Source organism: Micromonospora sp. RV43 (assembly GCF_001029515.1).
Lineage (GTDB): Bacteria > Actinomycetota > Actinomycetes > Mycobacteriales > Micromonosporaceae > Micromonospora > Micromonospora aurantiaca.
In genome coordinates this window covers 14,248-32,778 of the sequence record NZ_LEKG01000077.1, presented here as the reverse complement: position 1 = coordinate 32,778, position 18,531 = coordinate 14,248, and the positions used below count along the sequence as shown (strand labels likewise).

At 71.9% G+C, this 18,531-nt stretch carries 16 protein-coding genes; 11 read left to right on the top strand and 5 right to left on the bottom strand.

Annotated features, from left to right (window positions below; genetic code table 11):
- Positions 1 to 461 precede the first annotated feature (461 nt).
- Positions 462 to 908 (bottom strand): DUF5318 domain-containing protein, encoded by a 447-nt coding sequence (locus ABD52_RS19345; RefSeq protein ID WP_013289362.1) that lies wholly within the window; start codon positions 906 to 908, stop codon positions 462 to 464.
- Positions 909 to 1,082: 174 nt separating this feature from the next.
- On the opposite strand from ABD52_RS19345, the gene ABD52_RS19340 reads away from it, so the two are divergent.
- Together ABD52_RS19340 and ABD52_RS19335 are read left to right on the top strand one after the other, a co-directional pair.
- Entirely contained in the window at positions 1,083 to 1,721 is a 639-nt protein-coding gene (locus ABD52_RS19340) for a PadR family transcriptional regulator (protein WP_013289363.1), read from the top strand.
- A 23-nt stretch (positions 1,722 to 1,744) separates the two neighbouring features.
- Positions 1,745 to 2,824 carry an inositol-3-phosphate synthase gene (locus ABD52_RS19335; protein ID WP_013289364.1) on the top strand — a complete coding sequence of 360 codons (1,080 nt, stop codon included), beginning with the start codon at positions 1,745 to 1,747 and terminating at the stop codon, positions 2,822 to 2,824.
- A gap of 65 nt (positions 2,825 to 2,889) precedes the next feature.
- On the opposite strand, the gene ABD52_RS19330 is transcribed toward ABD52_RS19335, so the two are convergent.
- Positions 2,890 to 3,369 (bottom strand): methylated-DNA--[protein]-cysteine S-methyltransferase, encoded by a 480-nt coding sequence (locus ABD52_RS19330; RefSeq protein WP_047892731.1) that lies wholly within the window; start codon positions 3,367 to 3,369, stop codon positions 2,890 to 2,892.
- 71 nt (positions 3,370 to 3,440) lie between these two features.
- Between ABD52_RS19330 and ABD52_RS19325 the strand changes: the two genes are divergently transcribed.
- The gene (locus ABD52_RS19325; protein ID WP_013289366.1) at positions 3,441 to 3,983 is read left to right on the top strand and encodes an NfeD family protein; all 543 of its coding nucleotides are present in this window, start codon (positions 3,441 to 3,443) and stop codon (positions 3,981 to 3,983) included.
- Between the two features lie 25 nt (positions 3,984 to 4,008).
- Positions 4,009 to 5,517: a flotillin family protein gene (locus tag ABD52_RS19320; protein ID WP_013289367.1), complete on the top strand. Its 1,509-nt coding sequence runs from the start codon at positions 4,009 to 4,011 to the stop codon at positions 5,515 to 5,517.
- A 57-nt stretch (positions 5,518 to 5,574) separates the two neighbouring features.
- Here ABD52_RS19320 and ABD52_RS19315 read toward each other — a convergent pair whose 3' ends face one another.
- Complete coding sequence (locus tag ABD52_RS19315) at positions 5,575 to 7,611, bottom strand: S8 family serine peptidase (RefSeq protein WP_047892730.1); 2,037 nt, start codon at positions 7,609 to 7,611, stop codon at positions 5,575 to 5,577.
- Between the two features lie 176 nt (positions 7,612 to 7,787).
- Complete coding sequence (locus ABD52_RS19310; protein WP_047892729.1) at positions 7,788 to 9,248, bottom strand: CCA tRNA nucleotidyltransferase; 1,461 nt, start codon at positions 9,246 to 9,248, stop codon at positions 7,788 to 7,790.
- A 131-nt stretch (positions 9,249 to 9,379) separates the two neighbouring features.
- Here ABD52_RS19310 and murJ point away from each other — a divergent pair, with 131 nt between their 5' ends.
- From murJ to ABD52_RS19275, 7 genes are all read left to right on the top strand, one after another.
- A complete protein-coding gene (gene murJ, locus ABD52_RS19305; protein WP_047892728.1) occupies positions 9,380 to 11,128 on the top strand; it encodes a murein biosynthesis integral membrane protein MurJ in 1,749 nt (582 codons plus the stop codon).
- Between the two features lie 410 nt (positions 11,129 to 11,538).
- A complete protein-coding gene (locus ABD52_RS19300; protein ID WP_030269537.1) occupies positions 11,539 to 13,149 on the top strand; it encodes a protein kinase family protein in 1,611 nt (536 codons plus the stop codon).
- 43 nt (positions 13,150 to 13,192) lie between these two features.
- Positions 13,193 to 13,897, top strand: a complete 705-nt coding sequence (gene sigM / locus ABD52_RS19295) for an RNA polymerase sigma factor SigM (RefSeq protein WP_013289372.1) — start codon at positions 13,193 to 13,195, stop codon at positions 13,895 to 13,897.
- On the top strand, positions 13,894 to 14,835 hold the full coding sequence (locus tag ABD52_RS19290) for a hypothetical protein (RefSeq protein ID WP_047892727.1): 942 nt from the start codon (positions 13,894 to 13,896) through the stop codon (positions 14,833 to 14,835). Before sigM ends, ABD52_RS19290 begins: the two co-directional genes overlap by 4 nt.
- Before the next feature lie 176 nt (positions 14,836 to 15,011).
- On the top strand, positions 15,012 to 15,965 hold the full coding sequence (gene trxB, locus ABD52_RS19285) for a thioredoxin-disulfide reductase (protein WP_030269547.1): 954 nt from the start codon (positions 15,012 to 15,014) through the stop codon (positions 15,963 to 15,965).
- A gap of 38 nt (positions 15,966 to 16,003) precedes the next feature.
- Positions 16,004 to 16,327: a thioredoxin gene (gene trxA, locus ABD52_RS19280; RefSeq protein WP_013289375.1), complete on the top strand. Its 324-nt coding sequence runs from the start codon at positions 16,004 to 16,006 to the stop codon at positions 16,325 to 16,327.
- Positions 16,328 to 16,489: 162 nt separating this feature from the next.
- A complete protein-coding gene (locus tag ABD52_RS19275; RefSeq protein ID WP_013477529.1) occupies positions 16,490 to 17,650 on the top strand; it encodes an N-acetylmuramoyl-L-alanine amidase in 1,161 nt (386 codons plus the stop codon).
- Positions 17,651 to 17,658: 8 nt separating this feature from the next.
- Here ABD52_RS19275 and ABD52_RS19270 read toward each other — a convergent pair whose 3' ends face one another.
- The gene (locus ABD52_RS19270; RefSeq protein ID WP_013289377.1) at positions 17,659 to 18,324 is read right to left on the bottom strand and encodes a hypothetical protein; all 666 of its coding nucleotides are present in this window, start codon (positions 18,322 to 18,324) and stop codon (positions 17,659 to 17,661) included.
- Positions 18,325 to 18,531: the final 207 nt, after the last annotated feature.

Genomic DNA, 18,531 nt, shown 5'->3' with positions numbered 1-18,531 from the left:
TGCGGAGACGGGCACCGAGGCCCGGCCGCCCGCGCCGGCCCGGCCGACCGAGGCCGAGCCTGCCGCCCCGCGCGGCGCCGGAGCGGCGCCACCGACCGAGGCCCGGCCGCCCGCGCCGTACGGTGTCGCGGAGGCGCGTGCCGAGGCGCCGCCCTCCGCCGCGCCGGACCAACCGTTCCCGCCCCGGCTCCCTTCGGAACCGGGGTCGCCGTTCGGGCCCGGGATCTGGGCCCGCCCACGCGAAGAACTGGGATCGCCGTAGTTCATTCCTCACACCCTGCCGGTCGCGGTGGGGCGCGGGGGCGCCGCCACCGGGTTGCCGTGAGCTGGAACACGGGACGTTACCCGCCGGTGGTACCGGCGCGCGCCCGTCAAATCCGACCTATTCGGACCATTTACGCTTAAAGGCTGTCGCTCCTGCCGCCCGGGGAATGGGCCGGCAGCGCTCGGGACAGCCGCGTTCACCGTTGCGCCTCTCGCCTTCGCCGAGGGGTGGAGCCGTTGGCCGCGACCGACTCGTCCGCGTCCTCCGCCTCGCCCGCGAGACCGTCCCGGCCGAGCAGGAACTGCTCGACGAGATGGTTCCAGTCGCAGCCGGGGCAGACCTCCACCACGAACACCTGGAACTCACGCAGCGTCATGGCCAGGACGGGCAACTCGGCCCGGGTACGCGCCTGGCCGGCCGACTGCTTGAGTTCGTCACCGTAAATGTAGTGGACGTGGATCAGGTTCTCGCTGCGGCAGATCGGGCAGCGGTGGTCGGTCGGCTCGCCGTGGAAGCGAGCAGCGTTCTTCAGGTACGGCGAGGCGTCGCAGACGTCGTACGTGCCGATCCGCCCGGCGAGCAGTTCACGCAGCACAGCCCGCTTCTGGAGCGAGTAGTCGACGACCTGGCGCTGCGTACGCATGCGGCAAAGGGTACGCGCTCCGGCGAACCCAGGCGACCACGGTCACGATGCGTGAGGACCGCGTCGCGTAAGCAGGGGTTTGCCCCACCCTCACCTCTCCGCTAACGTGCGATGTATCGGTTCGATACATCGCGGTGGTTAGCGCTCCGCGCAGGGGGAAAGAGGGGATGGCCCGTGCTCGAGCTTGCCATCCTCGGCCTCCTGCAGGAGGCGTCGATGCACGGCTACGAGCTGCGCAAGGAGCTGACCGCCAAGCTCGGTGCCATCCGGGCGGCGATCAGCTACGGCTCGCTCTACCCGACCCTGCGTCGGCTGCAGGCGGCGGGATGGATCGCCGAAGCCGCCGAGACACCCGCGACCGCCGAGGAGGTTCCCGCGCTGACCAGCCGACGCGGTCGGGTGGTCTACACCATTACCGCGGAGGGCAAGGAACGCTTCGCCCAGCTCATAGCGCAGGCTGGACCCGAGACGTACGACGACACGGGCTTCGGCGTGCACTTCGCGTTCTTCGCCCGGACCGACCAGGCCACCCGGCTCCGGATCCTGGAAGGTCGTCGCCGCAAGATCGAGGAACGTCGCGAAGGTCTTCGTGACGTGCTCGGCCGGGCAGCCGAGCGCCTCGACGCGTACACCCTGGAACTGCAGCGCCACGGGCTCGACGCCTGTGAGCGCGAGGTCCGCTGGCTGGAGGAGCTCATCGCCAACGAGCGCTCCGGCCGGGCCCCCGCCGACCCGCGACCCGGGACGGCCGGTGGCCGAGGAGACAACGACAGCCCGCCCACGCCTGGAACGTCCAGGAAAGAGCGGCCGTGATGAAGAAGAAGGAGGCAGACGCTATGGGCTCCGTCCGCGTCGCCATCGTCGGTGTGGGTAACTGCGCCTCGTCCCTCGTACAGGGCGTGGAGTACTACCGGAACGCCGACCCGAACGACCGCGTCCCGGGTCTCATGCACGTCACCTTCGGCGACTACCACGTCTCGGACGTGAAGTTCGTCGCGGCGTTCGACGTGGACGCCAAGAAGGTGGGCATGGACCTCGCGGAGGCGATCGTCGCCAGCGAGAACAACACGATCAAGCTGTGCGACGTGCCGCCGACCGGCGTCACCGTGCAGCGCGGCCCGACCTTCGACGGTCTCGGCCAGTACTACCGCGAGATCGTCGAGGAGTCGGACGCCAAGCCGGTCGACGTGGCGCAGGCGCTGCGCGACGCGCAGGTCGACGTGGTCGTCTCCTACCTCCCGGTGGGCTCCGAGGAGGCCGACAAGTTCTACGCCCAGGCCGCGATCGACGCCGGCTGCGCGTTCGTGAACGCCCTGCCGGTCTTCATCGCCTCCGACCCGGAGTGGGCGAAGAAGTTCACCGACGCCGGCCTGCCGATCGTCGGCGACGACATCAAGAGCCAGGTCGGTGCCACCATCGTGCACCGCGCCCTGGCGAAGCTCTTCGAGGACCGCGGGGTCGAGCTGCTGCGCACGTACCAGCTCAACTTCGGCGGCAACATGGACTTCATGAACATGCTGGAGCGCAACCGCCTGGTCTCGAAGAAGATCTCGAAGACCCAGTCGGTGACCTCCCAGATCCCGCACGAGATGAGCAAGAGCGACGTGCACATCGGCCCGTCCGACCACGTGCCGTGGCTCGACGACCGCAAGTGGGCGTACATCCGCCTGGAGGGCCGCTCCTTCGGTGACACCCCGCTCAACGCGGAGCTGAAGCTCGAGGTGTGGGACTCGCCGAACTCGGCCGGTGTCATCATCGACGCCGTCCGGGCCGCGAAGATCGCGCTGGACCGGAAGATCGGTGGCCCGATCCTCTCCGCCTCCTCGTACTTCATGAAGTCCCCGCCGGAGCAGTACGCCGACCACGACGCGCACGCTGCCGTCGAGGCGTTCATCGCCGGCGAGATCGAGCGCTGACGCGCTGACACGCACAAGAAGGAAGGCCGGGTCCGCACGGACCCGGCCTTCTTTCCTTTCGTACGTCAGGACCAGGCTCGCCGCAGGGCCACTGACGCCTCCAGCTCCAGCAGCGTCACCTTGCGCGGCAGCCCGCCACCGAAGCCGACCAGCTTGCCGCCTGCGCCGACGATCCGGTGACAGGGCACGATCACCGGCACCGGATTGCGGTTGCAGGCCACCCCGACCGCCCGGGCGCCTCCGGGGTCTCCGACCGCCTTCGCCACCTCGCCGTAGGTCTTCGTCTCCCCGTACGGGATGCGGGTCATCTCCCGCCACACGGCGCGCTCGAACTCGGAGCCCCGGGGTGCCGACACCGGCACGGTGAACTCGGTCAGCTCACCGGCGAAGTACGCCCGCAGCTCCGCCACCGCCAGCCGGGCCACCGCGTCACCGGGTTCGTCGGCCGCCCCGTCCACCCGGCCGAAGTGCGCGCCACGCACCGCGTCGTCGTCGGTGCCGACGGAGAACTCCCCGATCGGCGAGTCGAGCACGGTCCAGCGCATGTCCTCCATTGTCGCGCGCCCACGGACATTGCCTCGCTGAGGGCGGACTGGACGACCGCTGAACGAAGTCGATGTTGCACGGCGTCGATACCGTGCAGGTCATGGCCACCGGGACGCTCATCTTCCTGATCATCGGCGGGATCGGTGTCGGCGTGCTGACCCTCGCCCTGCTCGGCTCGGGAGTGCTCCACCTCGGCCAGCCGGACGTCGACGGGCCGGTGTCGCTGGAGGCGGCCGCCGGGTTCACCGGGGCGTTCGGTTTCGGCGGCGCGATCGTCAACGAGCTGCTCGGGGGTCGTACCCCCGGAATGATCGCGGCGGCGGTGGCCGGCGGCGCGCTCGCCGCCGTGCCCACCGGCTGGCTGGCGGCGCGGCTGAGCCGCGCGGCCCGCAACATGCGCACGGACGCCACACCCACCCGCGACCACCTGGCCGGCGCGATCGGCCTGGTGGTGACGCCGATCCCCAGCGGCGGCTACGGCGAGGTGCGGGTACGCCTCGCCGGCCAGCCGGTGAAGCTCAACGCCCGCGCCGACGGGCCGATCGCGGTCGGCACCCGGATCTTCGTGGTCGAAGCACTGAGCGAGACCAGCGTGCACGTCGAGACCTACTGACACCACCACACAGACGGGAACGCCCATGCCCCTGCTCGTCGCCATCGGCGGCGCGGTCCTCCTCGCCGTCGTCCTCGTCCTCTTCGTGTTGTCCCGGATCAAGGTGGCCGGGCCGAACCAGGCGTTCATCGTCACCGGCCGCAAGGGCCGCACCACCCAGTCCGCCGACGGAGCCCGCTCCACCGACATGTCCGGCCAGAAGGTCGTGCTCGGCGCCTCGGTCTTCGTGCTGCCGGTGGTGCAGAAGCTCCAGTCGCTCGACCTGTCCAGCCGCCGGATCGACGTCAGCATCCGCGGCGCGGTGAGCAAGCAGGGCATCCGCACCGAGCTGCACGGCGTGGCGATCGTGAAGGTCGGCGGCACCGAGGACGCGATCCGCGCCGCCGCCCAGCGCTTCCTGAACCAGCAGGAGGAGATCGACAACTTCACCCGCGAGGTGCTCGCCGGCGCGCTCCGCTCGATCGTCGGGCGGCTCACCGTCGAGGAGATCATCCGGGACCGGGCGGCGTTCGCCAGCGCGGTCGCCGAGGAGGCCGAGCACTCGATGACCAACCAGGGCCTGGTGCTCGACACGTTCCAGCTCCAGGACATCTCGGCCGAGGGCTCCTACCTCCAGGACCTGGGCCGGCCGGAGGCGGCCCGGGTGCTCAAGGACGCGGCCATCGCCGAGGCGCGGGCCCGGCAGCAGGCCGAGCAGGAGCGGCTGCTCGCCGAGGAGGCGATCGCCGAGGCGAACCGGAACCTGGCGCTCAAGCAGGCCGGCATCCAGGCCGAGATCGACGCGGCGAAGGCGAAGTCGGCGGCGGCCGGGCCGCTCGCGCAGGCCGAGCGGGACCAGGCGATCCTCTCCGAGCAGCAGAAGGTGGCCGAGCGCAACGCCGAGCTGAAGCAGCGCCAGCTCGACACCGAGGTGCGCAAGCCGGCCGACGCGGCCCGGTACAAGGTCGAGCAGGAGGCCGAGGCGGCCCGCAACGCGGCGGTGCTCAACGCCGACGCGCAGCGGCAGGCCACCATCGCCGCCGCGCAGGCCTCCGCCGAGCAGGCCCGCCTCACCGGTGAGGGCGAGCGGGCCCGGCGGGCCGCGCTGGCCGAGGCTAACGCGATCGAGGGCGCCAAGGAGGGCGAGGCCGAGCAGCGCCGTCGTTCCGCGATCGCCGAGGCGGTCGAGCGGGAGGGCCAGGCCGAGGCCGCGGCCATCCTGGCCAAGGGTCAGGCCGAGGCCGACGCGATGGCCCGCAAGGCCGAGGCGTTCGCCGCGTACGGCGAGGCGGCCGTGCTGGACCTGCTGGTCAAGGTGCTGCCCGAGGTGGTCGGCGCGGCCAGCGCCCCGATCGGCGCGATCGACAAGATGACGGTGATCTCCACCGACGGCGCGTCGTCGCTGACCAAGTCCGTGGCCGGCAACGTCGCACAGGGCCTCCAGCTCGGCAGCGACCTGACCGGCATCGACCTGGCCGGGCTGCTGGCGCGGCTGGGCAGCAGCGCCCAGCACAACGGCAAGACCACAGTGGACGGCACCACGGTCACCCCGTGACGACGGACGCCCGCCGGTTCCCCACGGGAGCCGGCGGGCGTCGTGCGGTGGTACGGATCAGAGCACGGCGACGACGAACTTCTCGCCCGCGCCCAGGCCGAGGGTCGGGCTGTTCCAGTCGATGGTCCGGCTCGCGATGAGCTGGCTGGTGCCGGCGCTGCCGGCGGTGACCGCCTTCTCGTTGATGTTCGCGTACAGGTAGACCGAGCCGTCGGCGTTGTAGTCGAGGAACGACATCCCCTCCCACGCGCCGATCGAGGCGCCCCGCGCGATCAGCGGCTTCGCCCCGGCGCTCTCCGCCGTCACGAACTTGCCGTTGATCTGGGCCTTCAGACCGAAGGTGCCGTAGCCGTCACCCACGTTCACCAGCTCGTACTTCTCCCAGGCGCCGACGGTCGCCGAGCGGGCGATCAGCGGCTTCGCCCCGGCGCTCTCCGCCGTCACGAACTTGCCACTGGCCACCGACTTGATGCTCACGAGGGGTGCCGGGGCGTCGAAGTCGAACTTCTCGGCGGTGCCGATCGCGGTCTTGCTCGCGATCAGCGGGGAGGTGGCGCTCGGCGCGGTGACGTACCTGCCGTTGATCGCCGCCTTCAGGCTGATCGTGCCGTCGGTGTTGTCGACGATCTGGAACTTCTCCCACGCGCCGATGGTGGCCGAGCGGGCGATCAGCGGCTTCGCCCCGGCGCTCTCCGCCGTGACGAACTTGTTCGTGACCCGCGCCCGCAGGCCGAACAGGCCTCCGCCGGCGTCGACCACGTCGTACTTCTCCCAGGCGCCGATCGAGGTGCCCCGGGCGATCAGCGGCTTCGTCCCCGCGCTCTCCGCGGTGACGTAGCGGCCGTTGACCCGGGCCTTGAGCCCGTACGAGCCGCGGGCCGTCACGGCCGAGCCGATGTGCAGCAGCCGGTCGGTGGAGCCCATGATGTCGTGCACCGCGCCGCCGATGCCGGTGGTCACGACCGAGTCGCGCACCTGCTGCGGCGACCAGCCCGGGTGCTCCTCCAGCAGCAGCGCGGCGGCGCCCGCCACGTGCGGGGACGCCATCGAGGTGCCGTTCATCGACTCCGAGCCGGCGCTGGTGCCGGCCTTGGCCGAGACGATGCCGGTGCCGGGGGCGAACAGGTCCAGGCAGCGCCCGTAGTTGGAGAACCAGGCGCGCATGTCGACCCGGTCGGTGGCCCCGACGGTGATGGCGGCGGGCACGCTCGCCGGCGAGGAGCCGCAGGCGTCCTGCATGCTGTTGCCGGCCGCTACCGCGTAGGTGATGCCGGAGGCGATCGAGCGGGCGACCGCGTCGTTGACGGCCTGGTCGACGCGGTCGACGCCGAGGCTCATGTTCGCCACGGACGGCCCGGTGGCGTTCGTGGTGACCCACTCGATGCCGGCGATCACCTGCTCGGTGTCGCCCTGGCCGGAGCAGTCGAGGACCCGGACGGCGACCAGGTCGACGGCCTTCGCGACGCCGTACGTCGTACCGCCGATCGTGCCCGCCACGTGCGTGCCGTGCCCGTCGCAGTCCTGCGCGACGTCGTCCTGCTCGACCGCGTCGTAGCCGTTGCGGGCGCGCCCGCCGAAGTCCTGGTGGTCGATGTCGATGCCGGTGTCGATCACGTACGCGGTCACGCCGGCGCCGGTCGACGGGTAGGTGTACCTGCCGTCGGTCCGGGTCTTGAGCTGGTCGATGCGGTCCAGGCCCCACGGCGGGGTGGTCTGGGTGCCGGCGGTGCTCCAGCGCTGGACCTGCTGGACGTACTCGACGTCCGGGTCGGCGGCGAGCCGCGCGGCCTGCCGGGCGTCCATGGTGGCCGAGTAGCCGTTCAGCGCCTTGCCGAAGACCCGGCGGACGGTGCCGCCGTGCTCGCCGGCCAGCGCGGACGCAGCGGACTTCACCTTGGCCGGGGTGGTCTTGCCCTTCTTGAGGACCACGATGTAGCGGCCGGGCACCGCCTCGGCCGTGCCGGCGCCACGGACCGACGGTCGCTTCGGGTCGGCGAGGGCCGGCCCGGCGACGGTGGCGCAGAGGATGGAGGTGGCGCTGGTGAGGGCGAGCCCCACGAGGGCGGAGCGGCGCAAGCCGCCACGACGTGTCACGAATTGTCTCCCCGTGTCCAGCGACCGTCCGGATCGGACGGGCGGATGAATCAGAACAGCCGCATCTGTCGATTCGGCGGCTGCCGATGACTCATCATGCGGGAGACATCGACCGGAGCGGGTCAACCGTTCGGTCGACACGCCGGCGTATCGTCGTCAGATCCGCGGCGCCGGCCTCAGCCGGTGATGCCCTCGTCGCGCGCCCAGCGCAGCAGCTCCGCCTCGGCCTCGTCGCGGTCCAGCGGCCCGCGTTCCAGCCGCAGCTCCTTGAGGTACTGCCAGGCGCGACCGACCACCGGCCCCGGCGGTACGCCGAGCAGCTCCATGATCGCGTTGCCGTCCAGGTCGGGGCGGACCCGGGCCAGGTCCTCCTCGGCGGCGATCCGGGCGATCCGCTCCTCCAGCGCGTCGTAGTCGGCCGCGAGCTGGGCCGCCTTGCGCCGGTTGCGGGTGGTGCAGTCGGAGCGGGTCAGCTTGTGCAGCCGGGACAGCAGGTCACCGGCGTCGGTGACGTACCGGCGGACCGCCGAGTCGGTCCACTCGCCCCGGCCGTACCCGTAGAAGCGCAGGTGCAGCCCGACCAGCTTGACCACCTGGGAGGTGATCTCCTTGGAGTAGCGCAGCGCCTTCATCCGGTTCTTGGTCAGCCGGGCGCCGACCACCTCGTGGTGGTGGAAGCTGACCCGGCCGTCCGCGCCGACCGCCTTGGTGGCGGGCTTGCCGATGTCGTGCATGAGCGCAGCCATCCGCAGCACGAAGTCGCAACCGTCGGACTCCATCGACATGGCGTTGCTGACCACCGTGAGCGTGTGCTCGTAGACGTCCTTGTGCTGGGCGTGCTCGTCGATGGTGAGCTTCAGCCCGGTCAGCTCGGGCAGGAAGCGCTCGGCCAGCCCGGTGTCGACGAGCAGGCGCAGCCCGGTGATCGGGTCGGCGCCGCAGAGGAGCTTGGTGAACTCGTCCCGGATCCGCTCGGCGGTGATCCGGTCCAGGTCCGCAGCCATCTCGGTCATCGCCGCGCGGACGTCCGGGTGGACGGCGAAGCGGAGCTGCGCGGCGAACCGGGCCGCGCGCAGCATCCGCAGCGGGTCGTCGCGGAACGACTCCTGCGGCGTTCCCGGGGTACGAATGATCTTGGCGGCCAGATCGGCCAGTCCGCCGTACGGGTCGGTGAACCGGTGGTCCGGAAGACTGACCGCCATCGCGTTGACTGTGAAGTCGCGGCGCTTGAGGTCCTCGGTCAGGCTGGTGCCGTACTGCACCACCGGGTTGCGGCTGACCTGGTCGTAGACCTCCGCGCGGAACGTGGTGATCTCCAGGTTGAGGCCGTCGCGCTGGCAGGCGATGGTGCCGAACTCGCGTCCGGTCTCCCAGATCGACTCGGCCCACCCGCGGATGACCTTGATGGTTTCGTCCGGGTGGGCGTCGGTGCAGAAGTCGAGGTCGTTGCCGAGCCGGCCGAGCAGCGCGTCGCGGACGGATCCGCCCACCAGGTGCAGTTCGTGACCGGCCCGGGCGAAGCGCCGGCCCAGCTCGTCGGCGACCGGTGAGACTCGGAGCAGTTCGGCGACGGCGTTGCGCTGCGCGGCGGTCAGTTCGCGGCGGTCGGCGGCGTGGGAGGCGGAGGCTTCGGACATGGGATCGCCAGCCTATCGGGCCGGAGGTGGATCGACCGCGCCGGGCGCGGGTAACGGGCCCGGGTTGACTAAGGTTCCGGTTGAGCGGGGCCGGCCGGGCCCGGTCGCCACGTACCCCTGGAGGCTGGCAGATGAGCGGCGGGCTCTACCGCAGCGCGAACGCGCACGGCGGCGGCCTGCCGCCGGACGACGGCGCCACCTTCATCTCCGCCGAGCCGCTGAACCAGCCCGGCGTCGAGGCCGTCGCACCGCCGCAGGAGGTGGTCGCCGAGACCAGCGCCGCGGCGAACAGCGCGGTGATGGCGATCGGCAGCCTGGTGAGCCGGGGTACGGGGTTCATCCGCAACCTGATGATCGGCGCCGCGCTCGGCACGATGGTCGGCGACGCGTTCACCACCGCCCAGTTCCTGCCCAACCAGGTGTACGAGTTCCTGCTCGGCGGCGTGCTGACGAGCGTCCTGGTGCCTGTGCTGGTGCGCCGCCGCAAGATCGACGCGGACCGGGGCGAGGCGTACGCGCAGCGCCTGCTGACGCTCGCGGTACTGGCGCTCGCCGCGACCGCGCTGATCGCGGTGCTGCTGGCCCCGGTGCTGACCGCCGTGTACGCGGCCGGCGGCGACGACCCGGCGTACACGACGCTCGTCACCCGGCTGTCGTACCTGATGCTGCCGATGCTGTTCTTCACCGGCATCAGCGCGCTGATCGCCGCGGTGCTGAACACCCGGGGACACTTCGCCGCCCCGATGTGGGCGCCGATCCTCAACAACCTCGTGTCGATCGGCACGTTCGGCCTGTACATCGTCGTCTTCGGCGCGACCGGCCTCCGGCCCGACGAGGTGGGCTGGGACCGGATCCTGCTGGTCGGCGGCGGCACGCTGCTGGGCGTGGCGGTGCAGGCGATCGGCCTGCTGCCCGCGCTGCGCAAGGTCGGCTTCCGGTGGAAGGCACGGTTCGACTTCCGCGAGCTGGGGCTGCGCGAGCTGGCCCGGCTCGGCGCCTGGATGTTCTGCTACGTCGCGGTCAACCAGCTCGGCCTCTTCGTGGTGGTCAACCTGCTCAACCGGGCCACCGGCGGGGACGGCGAGAACGCCGGCCTGCTGATCTACAACAACGTCTTCCTGCTGCTGATGATGGCGCACGGCATCATCGCGGTCTCGATCATCACGGCGCTGATGCCCCGGATGAGCGCGGCGGCGGCCGAGAACCGGTTCCACGACGTCACCGCCGACCTGTCCCGGGGCACCCGGATGGTCACCGCGGTGCTCGCACCCATCGCGGTCTGCTACGCGGTGCTGGCCGCCCCGATCTCGGTGGTGGTCTTCCGGTACGGCGCGTTCACCGGCGACAACGCGGTGGCCACCTCGACGGTGCTGCTGGTGGCGGCGCTGGGCCTGGTGCCGTTCGCGGTGAGCCAGCTCTTCACCTTCGCGTTCTACGCGCTGCCGGACACCCGTACCCCGGCTCTGATCAACATCCCGGTGGTGGCGCTGCGCGTCCTGCTCCAGGTGGGCCTGTTCCTGCTCTTCTCGAACACGTTCGCGGCCGCCGGGATGATGCTCGGCAACGCCGTGTCGTACCTGGCGGCGGCGATCATCTCGGCGATGCTGCTGCGGCCCCGGGTGGGCCGGATCGGACTGGGCGGGATCATGCGGACGCTCGGCCGGGTGGTCGTGGCGGCGCTCGGCGCCGCGCTCGTCGGCGTGCTCGTGGTGGCCGTGCTCCCCGGCGACCCGGCGAGCCTGAGCTGGCTCGCCGCGGCGGTCCAGTTGGTGATCGGCGGCGCGGCGATCGGCGCGACCTATCTCGGGCTCGCCATGGTGCTGCGGATCGGCGAGATCACCGAGGTGGTCGGGATGGTCCGGCGGCGCCTCGGGCGTTGACCCCCTCGGTGACCGACGGTGAACGAGGATCACCAGGCTGGGGATACGGCTGTGGATAACTTGGAATTCCGCCGTCCAATGGGCCTCTCGGCCTGTGGACAACCAACCGTACGGACGAGGGAGCGCAGGCCGGGGCGGGGAAAACCTCCCCGTCTCCGCACCGGTACGCCCCTGTGCCGCCTCGTTGCCGCCAACCTTTAGATTGACGGTGCGTGTCCGGCTCGCCCGCCGGGTGGGCGGGCGACCCGGCCGGGGCCCGTGGCGACTGGCCTTCCGGCCGGTCACAGCGGGAAGATGACATGTCGGAGAACCGGGCATCCCGGGTAAGGTCGCTCTCGACGGGTACGACCGGGATCGGCGCGGGTGTCGAGACCGCCGGCCGTTCCACCGAAGGCAGAGCGGGAAGCCACATGCCCAGCAGCACGGGTCCATCGATCGACGCGATCACCGAGGGAGGACGGGTGACCCAGGTCGGCGAGGGTCAGGAAGCGGAGGAGACCTCTCCTGCGGTCGTGACCTTCGGTGCTCCCACTGTCGGTGAGCTGCTCGCGGAGCGGTACGAACTGGTCGAGCACATCAACAACGACAGCGCGGGCCGGCTGGTCTGGCGCGGTGTCGACGTGGTGCTCCGCCGTCCCGTCGCCGTGGTCCTCCGCTACCCGGGTGGCGACTCCGCCACCGAGATGCTTCAGGCCGCGGTCGCCGCGAGCCGCGTCATCCACCCCAACCTGGTCGGCGTCTACGACGCGATCGACGAGGACGACCGGGCCTACGTGGTCCGCGAGTGGGTCGACGGGCAGTCGCTGCGCGAGCTGGTCGCCGCCGACGGGCCGCTGGACCCGGCCCGGGCCACCGCGATCGGCAACGCCGTCGCGAGCGCCCTCGCCGCCGTGCACGCCACCGGCATGGTGCACGGCAACCTCCACCCCGGCACCGTCATGATCAGCGACGACGGCCGTGTGGTGCTCGCCGACGCGCGTACCGACGGCGCGGACAGCCAGGAGAACGACCTGCGCGCGGTCGGCGGGGTGCTCTACTTCGCCCTGACCGGGCACTGGCCGCACGGCGAGGCCCCGCTGCACGGCGCCACCGCCGGGCACGGCCGCGCCGCCCTGCCGGACGCCGTCCGGGACGCCGGCGGCGCCATCGCCGCGCCACGGCAGATGCGCGCCGGTGTGCCGGCCTACCTCGACGACCTCACCATGGACCTGCTCGACGCGGAGATCCCTCCGCCGTCGTCGGACGTGCTGGCCGCCGAGCTGAGCCGGCTCGACATCCCCGCCGACGAGCAGTTCCTGGAGCAGGCCGGTCCGCTGCGTTTCACCGCCGAGCCCGGCGAGGAACCCTCACCGCTGGCCGCGGCCGGCGGTCGCAAGGTCGCCATCGGCATCGCCGGTCTGCTGGCGGTCGCCCTGGTCGGGCTGCTCATCGGCATCAACGCGCTCGGTGGTGGCGACGACGGCGACAAGGAGCCGGTCGCCCAGCCGTCGAACAGCGCGCCGGCCACCGGGGGCGGCGCCGAGCCCGCCGCGCAGGTCCGCAAGCTCACCATCCAGGACGTACGGATCATCGACCCGGACGGCGACCGCGCCGAGGTGCGCAACGCCGAGAAGGTGATCGACGGGAACGACGACGAGGGCTGGGAGACCAACAGCTACCGCAACAACGGCAAGTTCGGCGGCCTCAAGAAGGGCATGGGTGTCTGGATCGACCTGGGCGCCCCGCACACGGTCAAGCAGCTGGAGGCGACGCTCTCGGCCACCGGTGCCACCGTGGAGCTGCGTACCGGCGCCCGCGGCGACTTCCCGTCCAGCTCCTCCGGCGACAAGCAGCTCGTCAACGCCTACTCGACGCTGATCGGGCCGGCGAACGAGGACGGCGGCACCAAGATGATCTTCAACGCCTTCGAGCCGGACCAGAAGTACCAGTACCTGCTGTTCTGGATCACCAAGCTGCCGGCGAAGGACAGCGGCAACAGCTGGAAGCTCGGCGTCCAGGAGATCGTGGTCCAGGGCTCGTGACCCGGCCGCCGTCCCCGCCGCGCCACCTCCGCCGGATGTGGTGATGGCGGAACGCGACGGCGCGCAGCCCGGCCGCTCCGACCTGGAGCTGCTCCGGGCACACGCGGCAGGCGACCGGGACGCCTTCACCGAGCTGTTCCGACGGCACCGGGACCGCCTCTGGGCGGTCGCGCTGCGGACGATCGGCGACCGTGAGGAGGCCGCCGACGCCCTCCAGGACGCCATGCTGTCGGCGCACCGCGCCGCGGCCCGGTTCCGGGGCGACTCGGCGGTCACCACCTGGCTGCACCGCATCGTGGTGAACGCCTGCCTGGACCGGATCCGGCGGCGGCAGACCCACGCCACCGTCCCGCTGCCCGACGGCGTGCACACCGACGGCGAACCGGGCCGGCACACCGGCGGTCCGGAACCGGCCGCGCCGGCCCACGACCACGACACCGCGCTCGTGGTCCGGCAGGCGCTCGCGGCACTGCCCGCCGAACAGCGGGCCGCGCTGGTCCTGGTCGACGTGCAGGGCTACCCGGTGGCCGAGGTCGCCGCCATGCTCGGCGTCGCCGAGGGCACGGTCAAGAGCCGGTGCGCCCGCGGCCGGGCCCGCCTCGCCGTGCTGCTCGGGCACCTGCGGACCGGCGCCGACGCACCGGCCGCCGACGTGCCGCGGCTCACCTCCGGGAACCGCAGACGCCCCGAGGGCGTCGGATCCTCGTCGGGAGCGTCCCGTCAGGCCGTCAGCCAGGAGGAGCCGTGACTTCCCGGGAGTTCAGCGAGGTCGACCACGACCTGCTCGCCGACTACCTCGGCGGGGCGCTGGACGGCACCCCCGAGCAGGCGACAGTGGCACGGCTGGTCGAGCAGGACCCGACGTGGCGTGCCGCGTACGAGAATCTCGCCGACGCGATCGACCTGGTCGGCGCCGACCTGGCCGGCTGGGCCGCGGCCCCCGCGCCGGAGATGCCGCAGGCGGTGGCCGACCGGATCACCGCGGCGCTCGCCGGCGCCGGCCCCGCGCTGCGCGACGGTACGCCGCTCGTGCCGGCGCAGTCCGGCGGCGCGAGCCGGCCACCCGGCACGGCACCCCGTCCCGACCGGCACAGCGGCCCCGGTCGTCGTCCCCGGCGCTGGGCCCGCATCGCCGGGCCGGTGGCGCTGGCCGCGGCCTCGGTCGCCGCGGTGGGGCTCGGTGTCGGCCGGATGGCCGACACGGGCGACAGCGGTACGGCCGACCAGGCGGCCCGGGAGGCGGCGCCGATGGCCGCCGCGCCGTACCGGACCACCGGACCGGCAGTGCGCAGCGGCACCGACTGGACGCCGGAACGCCTCGCCGGCGGCCGGGTGCCCGCCGGAGCGAAGTCGATCCCCGGAGACATGGCCGGTCCGTCCGGCGCGGCGAAGGACGGCGCGGAGACGCCCCTGTCCATGGACAGTCAGCGCCTCAGCGGCCTCGGCGGGCTGGACCGGCTGACCCGCCCGGAGAACCTCGCCGCGTGCCTCACCGCGATCGGGGTCGAGCACGGTTCCGGGCCGCTCACCGTGAACATGGTCGACTACGCCCGGTTCCAGGGCGCACCGGCGCTCGTGGTGACGTTCGCGGACGCGGGCGGCGCCCGCTGGGGCTGGGTGAGCGGGCCGGAGTGCGGAGTACCCGGGTCCGGCGCGGACACGCGGTTCCGGACGCGGGTAGGGTGAAAACGCGGTCACGACGCTTGTCCCGCCACGTGACCTGACCCACCGGATGACCGGCTCGGGAATCCCCGCTTCGTACGATGACGTTCTGCAAGTCAGGCGCCGGCGCCCCTGAGCCGTCGGCACTCGGGATCGACATCGGTGCGACCGGTGACGAACACACACATCGGGAGACGGCAGTGGACGAGGTCCGCAACCTGATCATCATCGGCTCCGGTCCGGCCGGCTACACGGCGGCGGTCTACGCCGCCCGCGCCAACCTGAAGCCCTTGGTGATCGAGGGCGTGCAGTCGGGTGGCGCGCTGATGACCACCACCGAGGTGGAGAACTTCCCCGGCTTCGCGGACGGCATCCTCGGCCCCGAGCTGATGGACAACATGCGCAAGCAGGCCGAGCGCTTCGGCGCCGAGTTCCTCACCGACGACGTGACGCGGGTCGAGCTGAAGGACACCGGCGAGATCGGCTCCGACGCGGTGAGCACCGTGTGGGTGGGCGAGACCGCGTACCGCGCGCACGCCGTCATCCTCTCCACCGGTTCGGCCTGGCGTCCGCTGGGTGTGCCGGGTGAGCAGGAATACCTCGGCCACGGCGTGTCGTCCTGCGCCACCTGTGACGGCTTCTTCTTCCGCAACCAGCACATCGTGGTGGTCGGCGGCGGCGACTCGGCGATGGAGGAGGCCAGCTTCCTCACCCGCTTCGCCGAGTCGGTGACGATCATCCACCGCCGCGACTCGTTCCGCGCCAGCAAGATCATGGCGGACCGGGCGCTGGGCAACGAGAAGATCAAGGTCGAGTGGAACTCCGTGGTCGAGGAGATCCTCGGCGACGACGGCAAGGTCAACGGCGTACGGGTGCGCAACGTGCACACCGGCGAGAGCAAGGTGCTCGACGTCACGGGCGTCTTCGTGGCGATCGGGCACGACCCGCGCAGCGAGCTGTTCCGCGGTCAGGTCGAGCTGGACGACGAGGGGTACGTGAAGGTGCAGGCCCCCAGCACCCGTACCAGCGTGCCCGGTGTGTTCGCGGCGGGTGACCTCGTCGACCACACCTACCGGCAGGCCATCACGGCGGCCGGCACCGGCTGCGCCGCCGCGCTGGACGCCGAGCGGTTCATCGCCACCATTCAGGGCTGAGAGTTCCACGAGCAAGGTTCGGAGGAGGAGAGTTCATAGTGGGAGCAACCAAGGCGGTCACGGACGCCAGCTTCGTCAGTGACGTGCTGCAGTCCGACAAGCCGGTTCTGGTCGACTTCTGGGCGGAGTGGTGCGGCCCCTGCCGCAAGGTCTCGCCGCTGCTGGAGGAGATCGCGGGCGAGATGAAGGACCAGGTCACCATCGTCAAGCTCAACATCGACGAGAACCCGGAGACGGCCCGCGCCTACCGGGTGATGTCGGTGCCGACGCTGACCATCTTCAAGAACGGCCAGCCCGTGCAGTCGATCGCCGGCGCCAAGCCGAAGGGCGAGCTGGTCAAGCTCATCGAGTCGGCGCTCTGAGCCGTACCGGCACCGCCGCAACCCCCGTCACCACGCCCGGTGGCGGGGGTTGCGGCTTTCCTGACCTGCATGAACACGAACCCGCCGGGTATCGCCCACGGTACGCTCCGTAAGCATCCGTCGGAGTTCCGGTCCGCCAACGTCCGTGCAGAGGGGGTCGTCGTGCGTCCGATCCGACCCGGTGACCAGGGACCGGCGGTGGCCGAGATCCGTACCGTCCTCGCCGGCCTGGAACTTCTTCCCGCCGAGGCCGGAGGAGACGACTACGACGCACAGACCGAACGCGCGGTACGGGCCTTCCAGCAGTCCCGCGGCCTCAGCGTCGACGGGCGGGTGGGTGCCGAGACCTGGCGGGCGCTCGACGCGGCCCGCTGGCGGTTCGGGGCCCGCGCGCTCTACCACGCCGTGCCCGAGCCGCTGACCGGCGAGGACGTCCGCTCGCTCCAGGAACGCCTGCTGGAGATGGGGTACGACGTGGGCCGCGCCGACGCCATCTACGGCATCCGCACCTCCCGCGCGGTGGCGCAGTTCCAGCGGGAGATGGGCCTGAAACCGGACGGCTCGTGCGGGCCGCACACCGTCAACGCGCTGCGCCGCCTCGGCCGCAAGGTGGTCGGCGGGCGCCCGCAGTGGCTGCGCGAGTCCGACGCCATCCGGCAGGCCGGGCCGACGCTCATCGGGCGGACCGTGGTGATCGACCCGGGGCACGGGGGCACCGACCCGGGCGTGGTGGTGCCCGACGGCACGCTGCGCTGGAGCGAGGCGGACCTCGTGCACGACCTCGCCAGCCGGCTGGAGGGGCGGCTCGCCGCTGCCGGCGTACGGGTGCAGCTCACCCGGGGTCCGTCGCCCGGCGACTGTCTGCCGGACGCGGACCGGGCCCAGCTCGCCAACTCCCTCGGCGCCGACGTGTTCATCTCCCTGCACACCGACGGGCACGCCAACCCGGAGGCCGAGGGTGTGGCCACCTACCACTACGGCACCGACAACGGCGTCACGTCGGCGACCGGCGAGCGCCTGGCCGGGCTCGTGCAGCGGGAGATCGTGGCCCGCACCGGGCTGCGCGACTGCCGTACCCACGCCAAGGCATGGGAGCTGCTCCGGCTCACCCGGATGCCCGCGGTACGCGTCGAGGTCGGCTACCTCACCTCACCGGACGACCGGGCGCGGCTCGTCGACCCGCGCTTCCGGGACCGGGTGGTCGAGGCCATCGTGGCCGGCGTGCAGCGGATGTACCTGCCGATCGAGCGGGACGTGCCGACCGGCTCGATCGACGTGAGCGAACTGCGGGCGATCGTGGCCGCCGGCACCGTCGTCGACTGACCCGCGGCTCAGCTCGTCGAGCGGGTGGCGGGTGCCGGGCGGACCGGCCGCAGCAGCGTCTCCGGGCTCATCGAGCCGAGCAGCTTCTCCAGCGCGTACTCGACGTCCGACTTCCAGCTCAGCGCCGTCCGCAACTCCAGCCGCAGGCGGGGGTAGCGCGGGTGCGGCCGGACCGTCTTGAAGCCCACCGAGAGGAAGAAGTCGGCGGGTGCCACGCACGCGCGGGCCGGGTCGTCCGCGTCGTCGCCGAACTTGGCGTCGCCGAACGCCTCGATCGCCTTGATGCCGCGCTTGGTCAGGTCGCGGGCCACGCCCTGCACCAGCATCCGGCCCAGGCCGCCGTCGGCGAAGGCGGGCACCACGTGCGCCGTCATCAGCAGAGCCGCGTCCGCCGAGACCGGTGAGGTGGGAAACGCCATCGAGCGCGGGACGTACGCCGGTGGGGCGTACATGACGAAACCGGCCGGCATGCCGTCGACGTAGACGAGCTTGCCGCAGGAACCCCACTCCAGCAGCGTCTGGGAGACCCACGCCTCCTTCTCCAGGCCCGGGTCACCTGCTGCGCAGGCCCGCTCGGCGGAGACCGGATCCAGCTCCCAGTAGACGCAGCTCCGGCAGGATCGAGGCAGGTCCTCCAGCGTGTCCAGGGTCAGGCTGACCAGACGTCGCGACATGAGCGCACCCCACCACTAGGCTCGGAGCGCCGGTGAGTCCCGCGCCCTCCTGCTCCCGACGAGCGATCGTACGCCCCCGTCCGGCGGTACGGGAGTGAACGCGCGAGCCCTCGCCCGGACGGCCGACGGCGGGTCCGGGATGTGGACGTGTCCACACGGCCGGTGCCGCGACCGTCACCGGGGACTACGATCGACCAACCGGCCCCC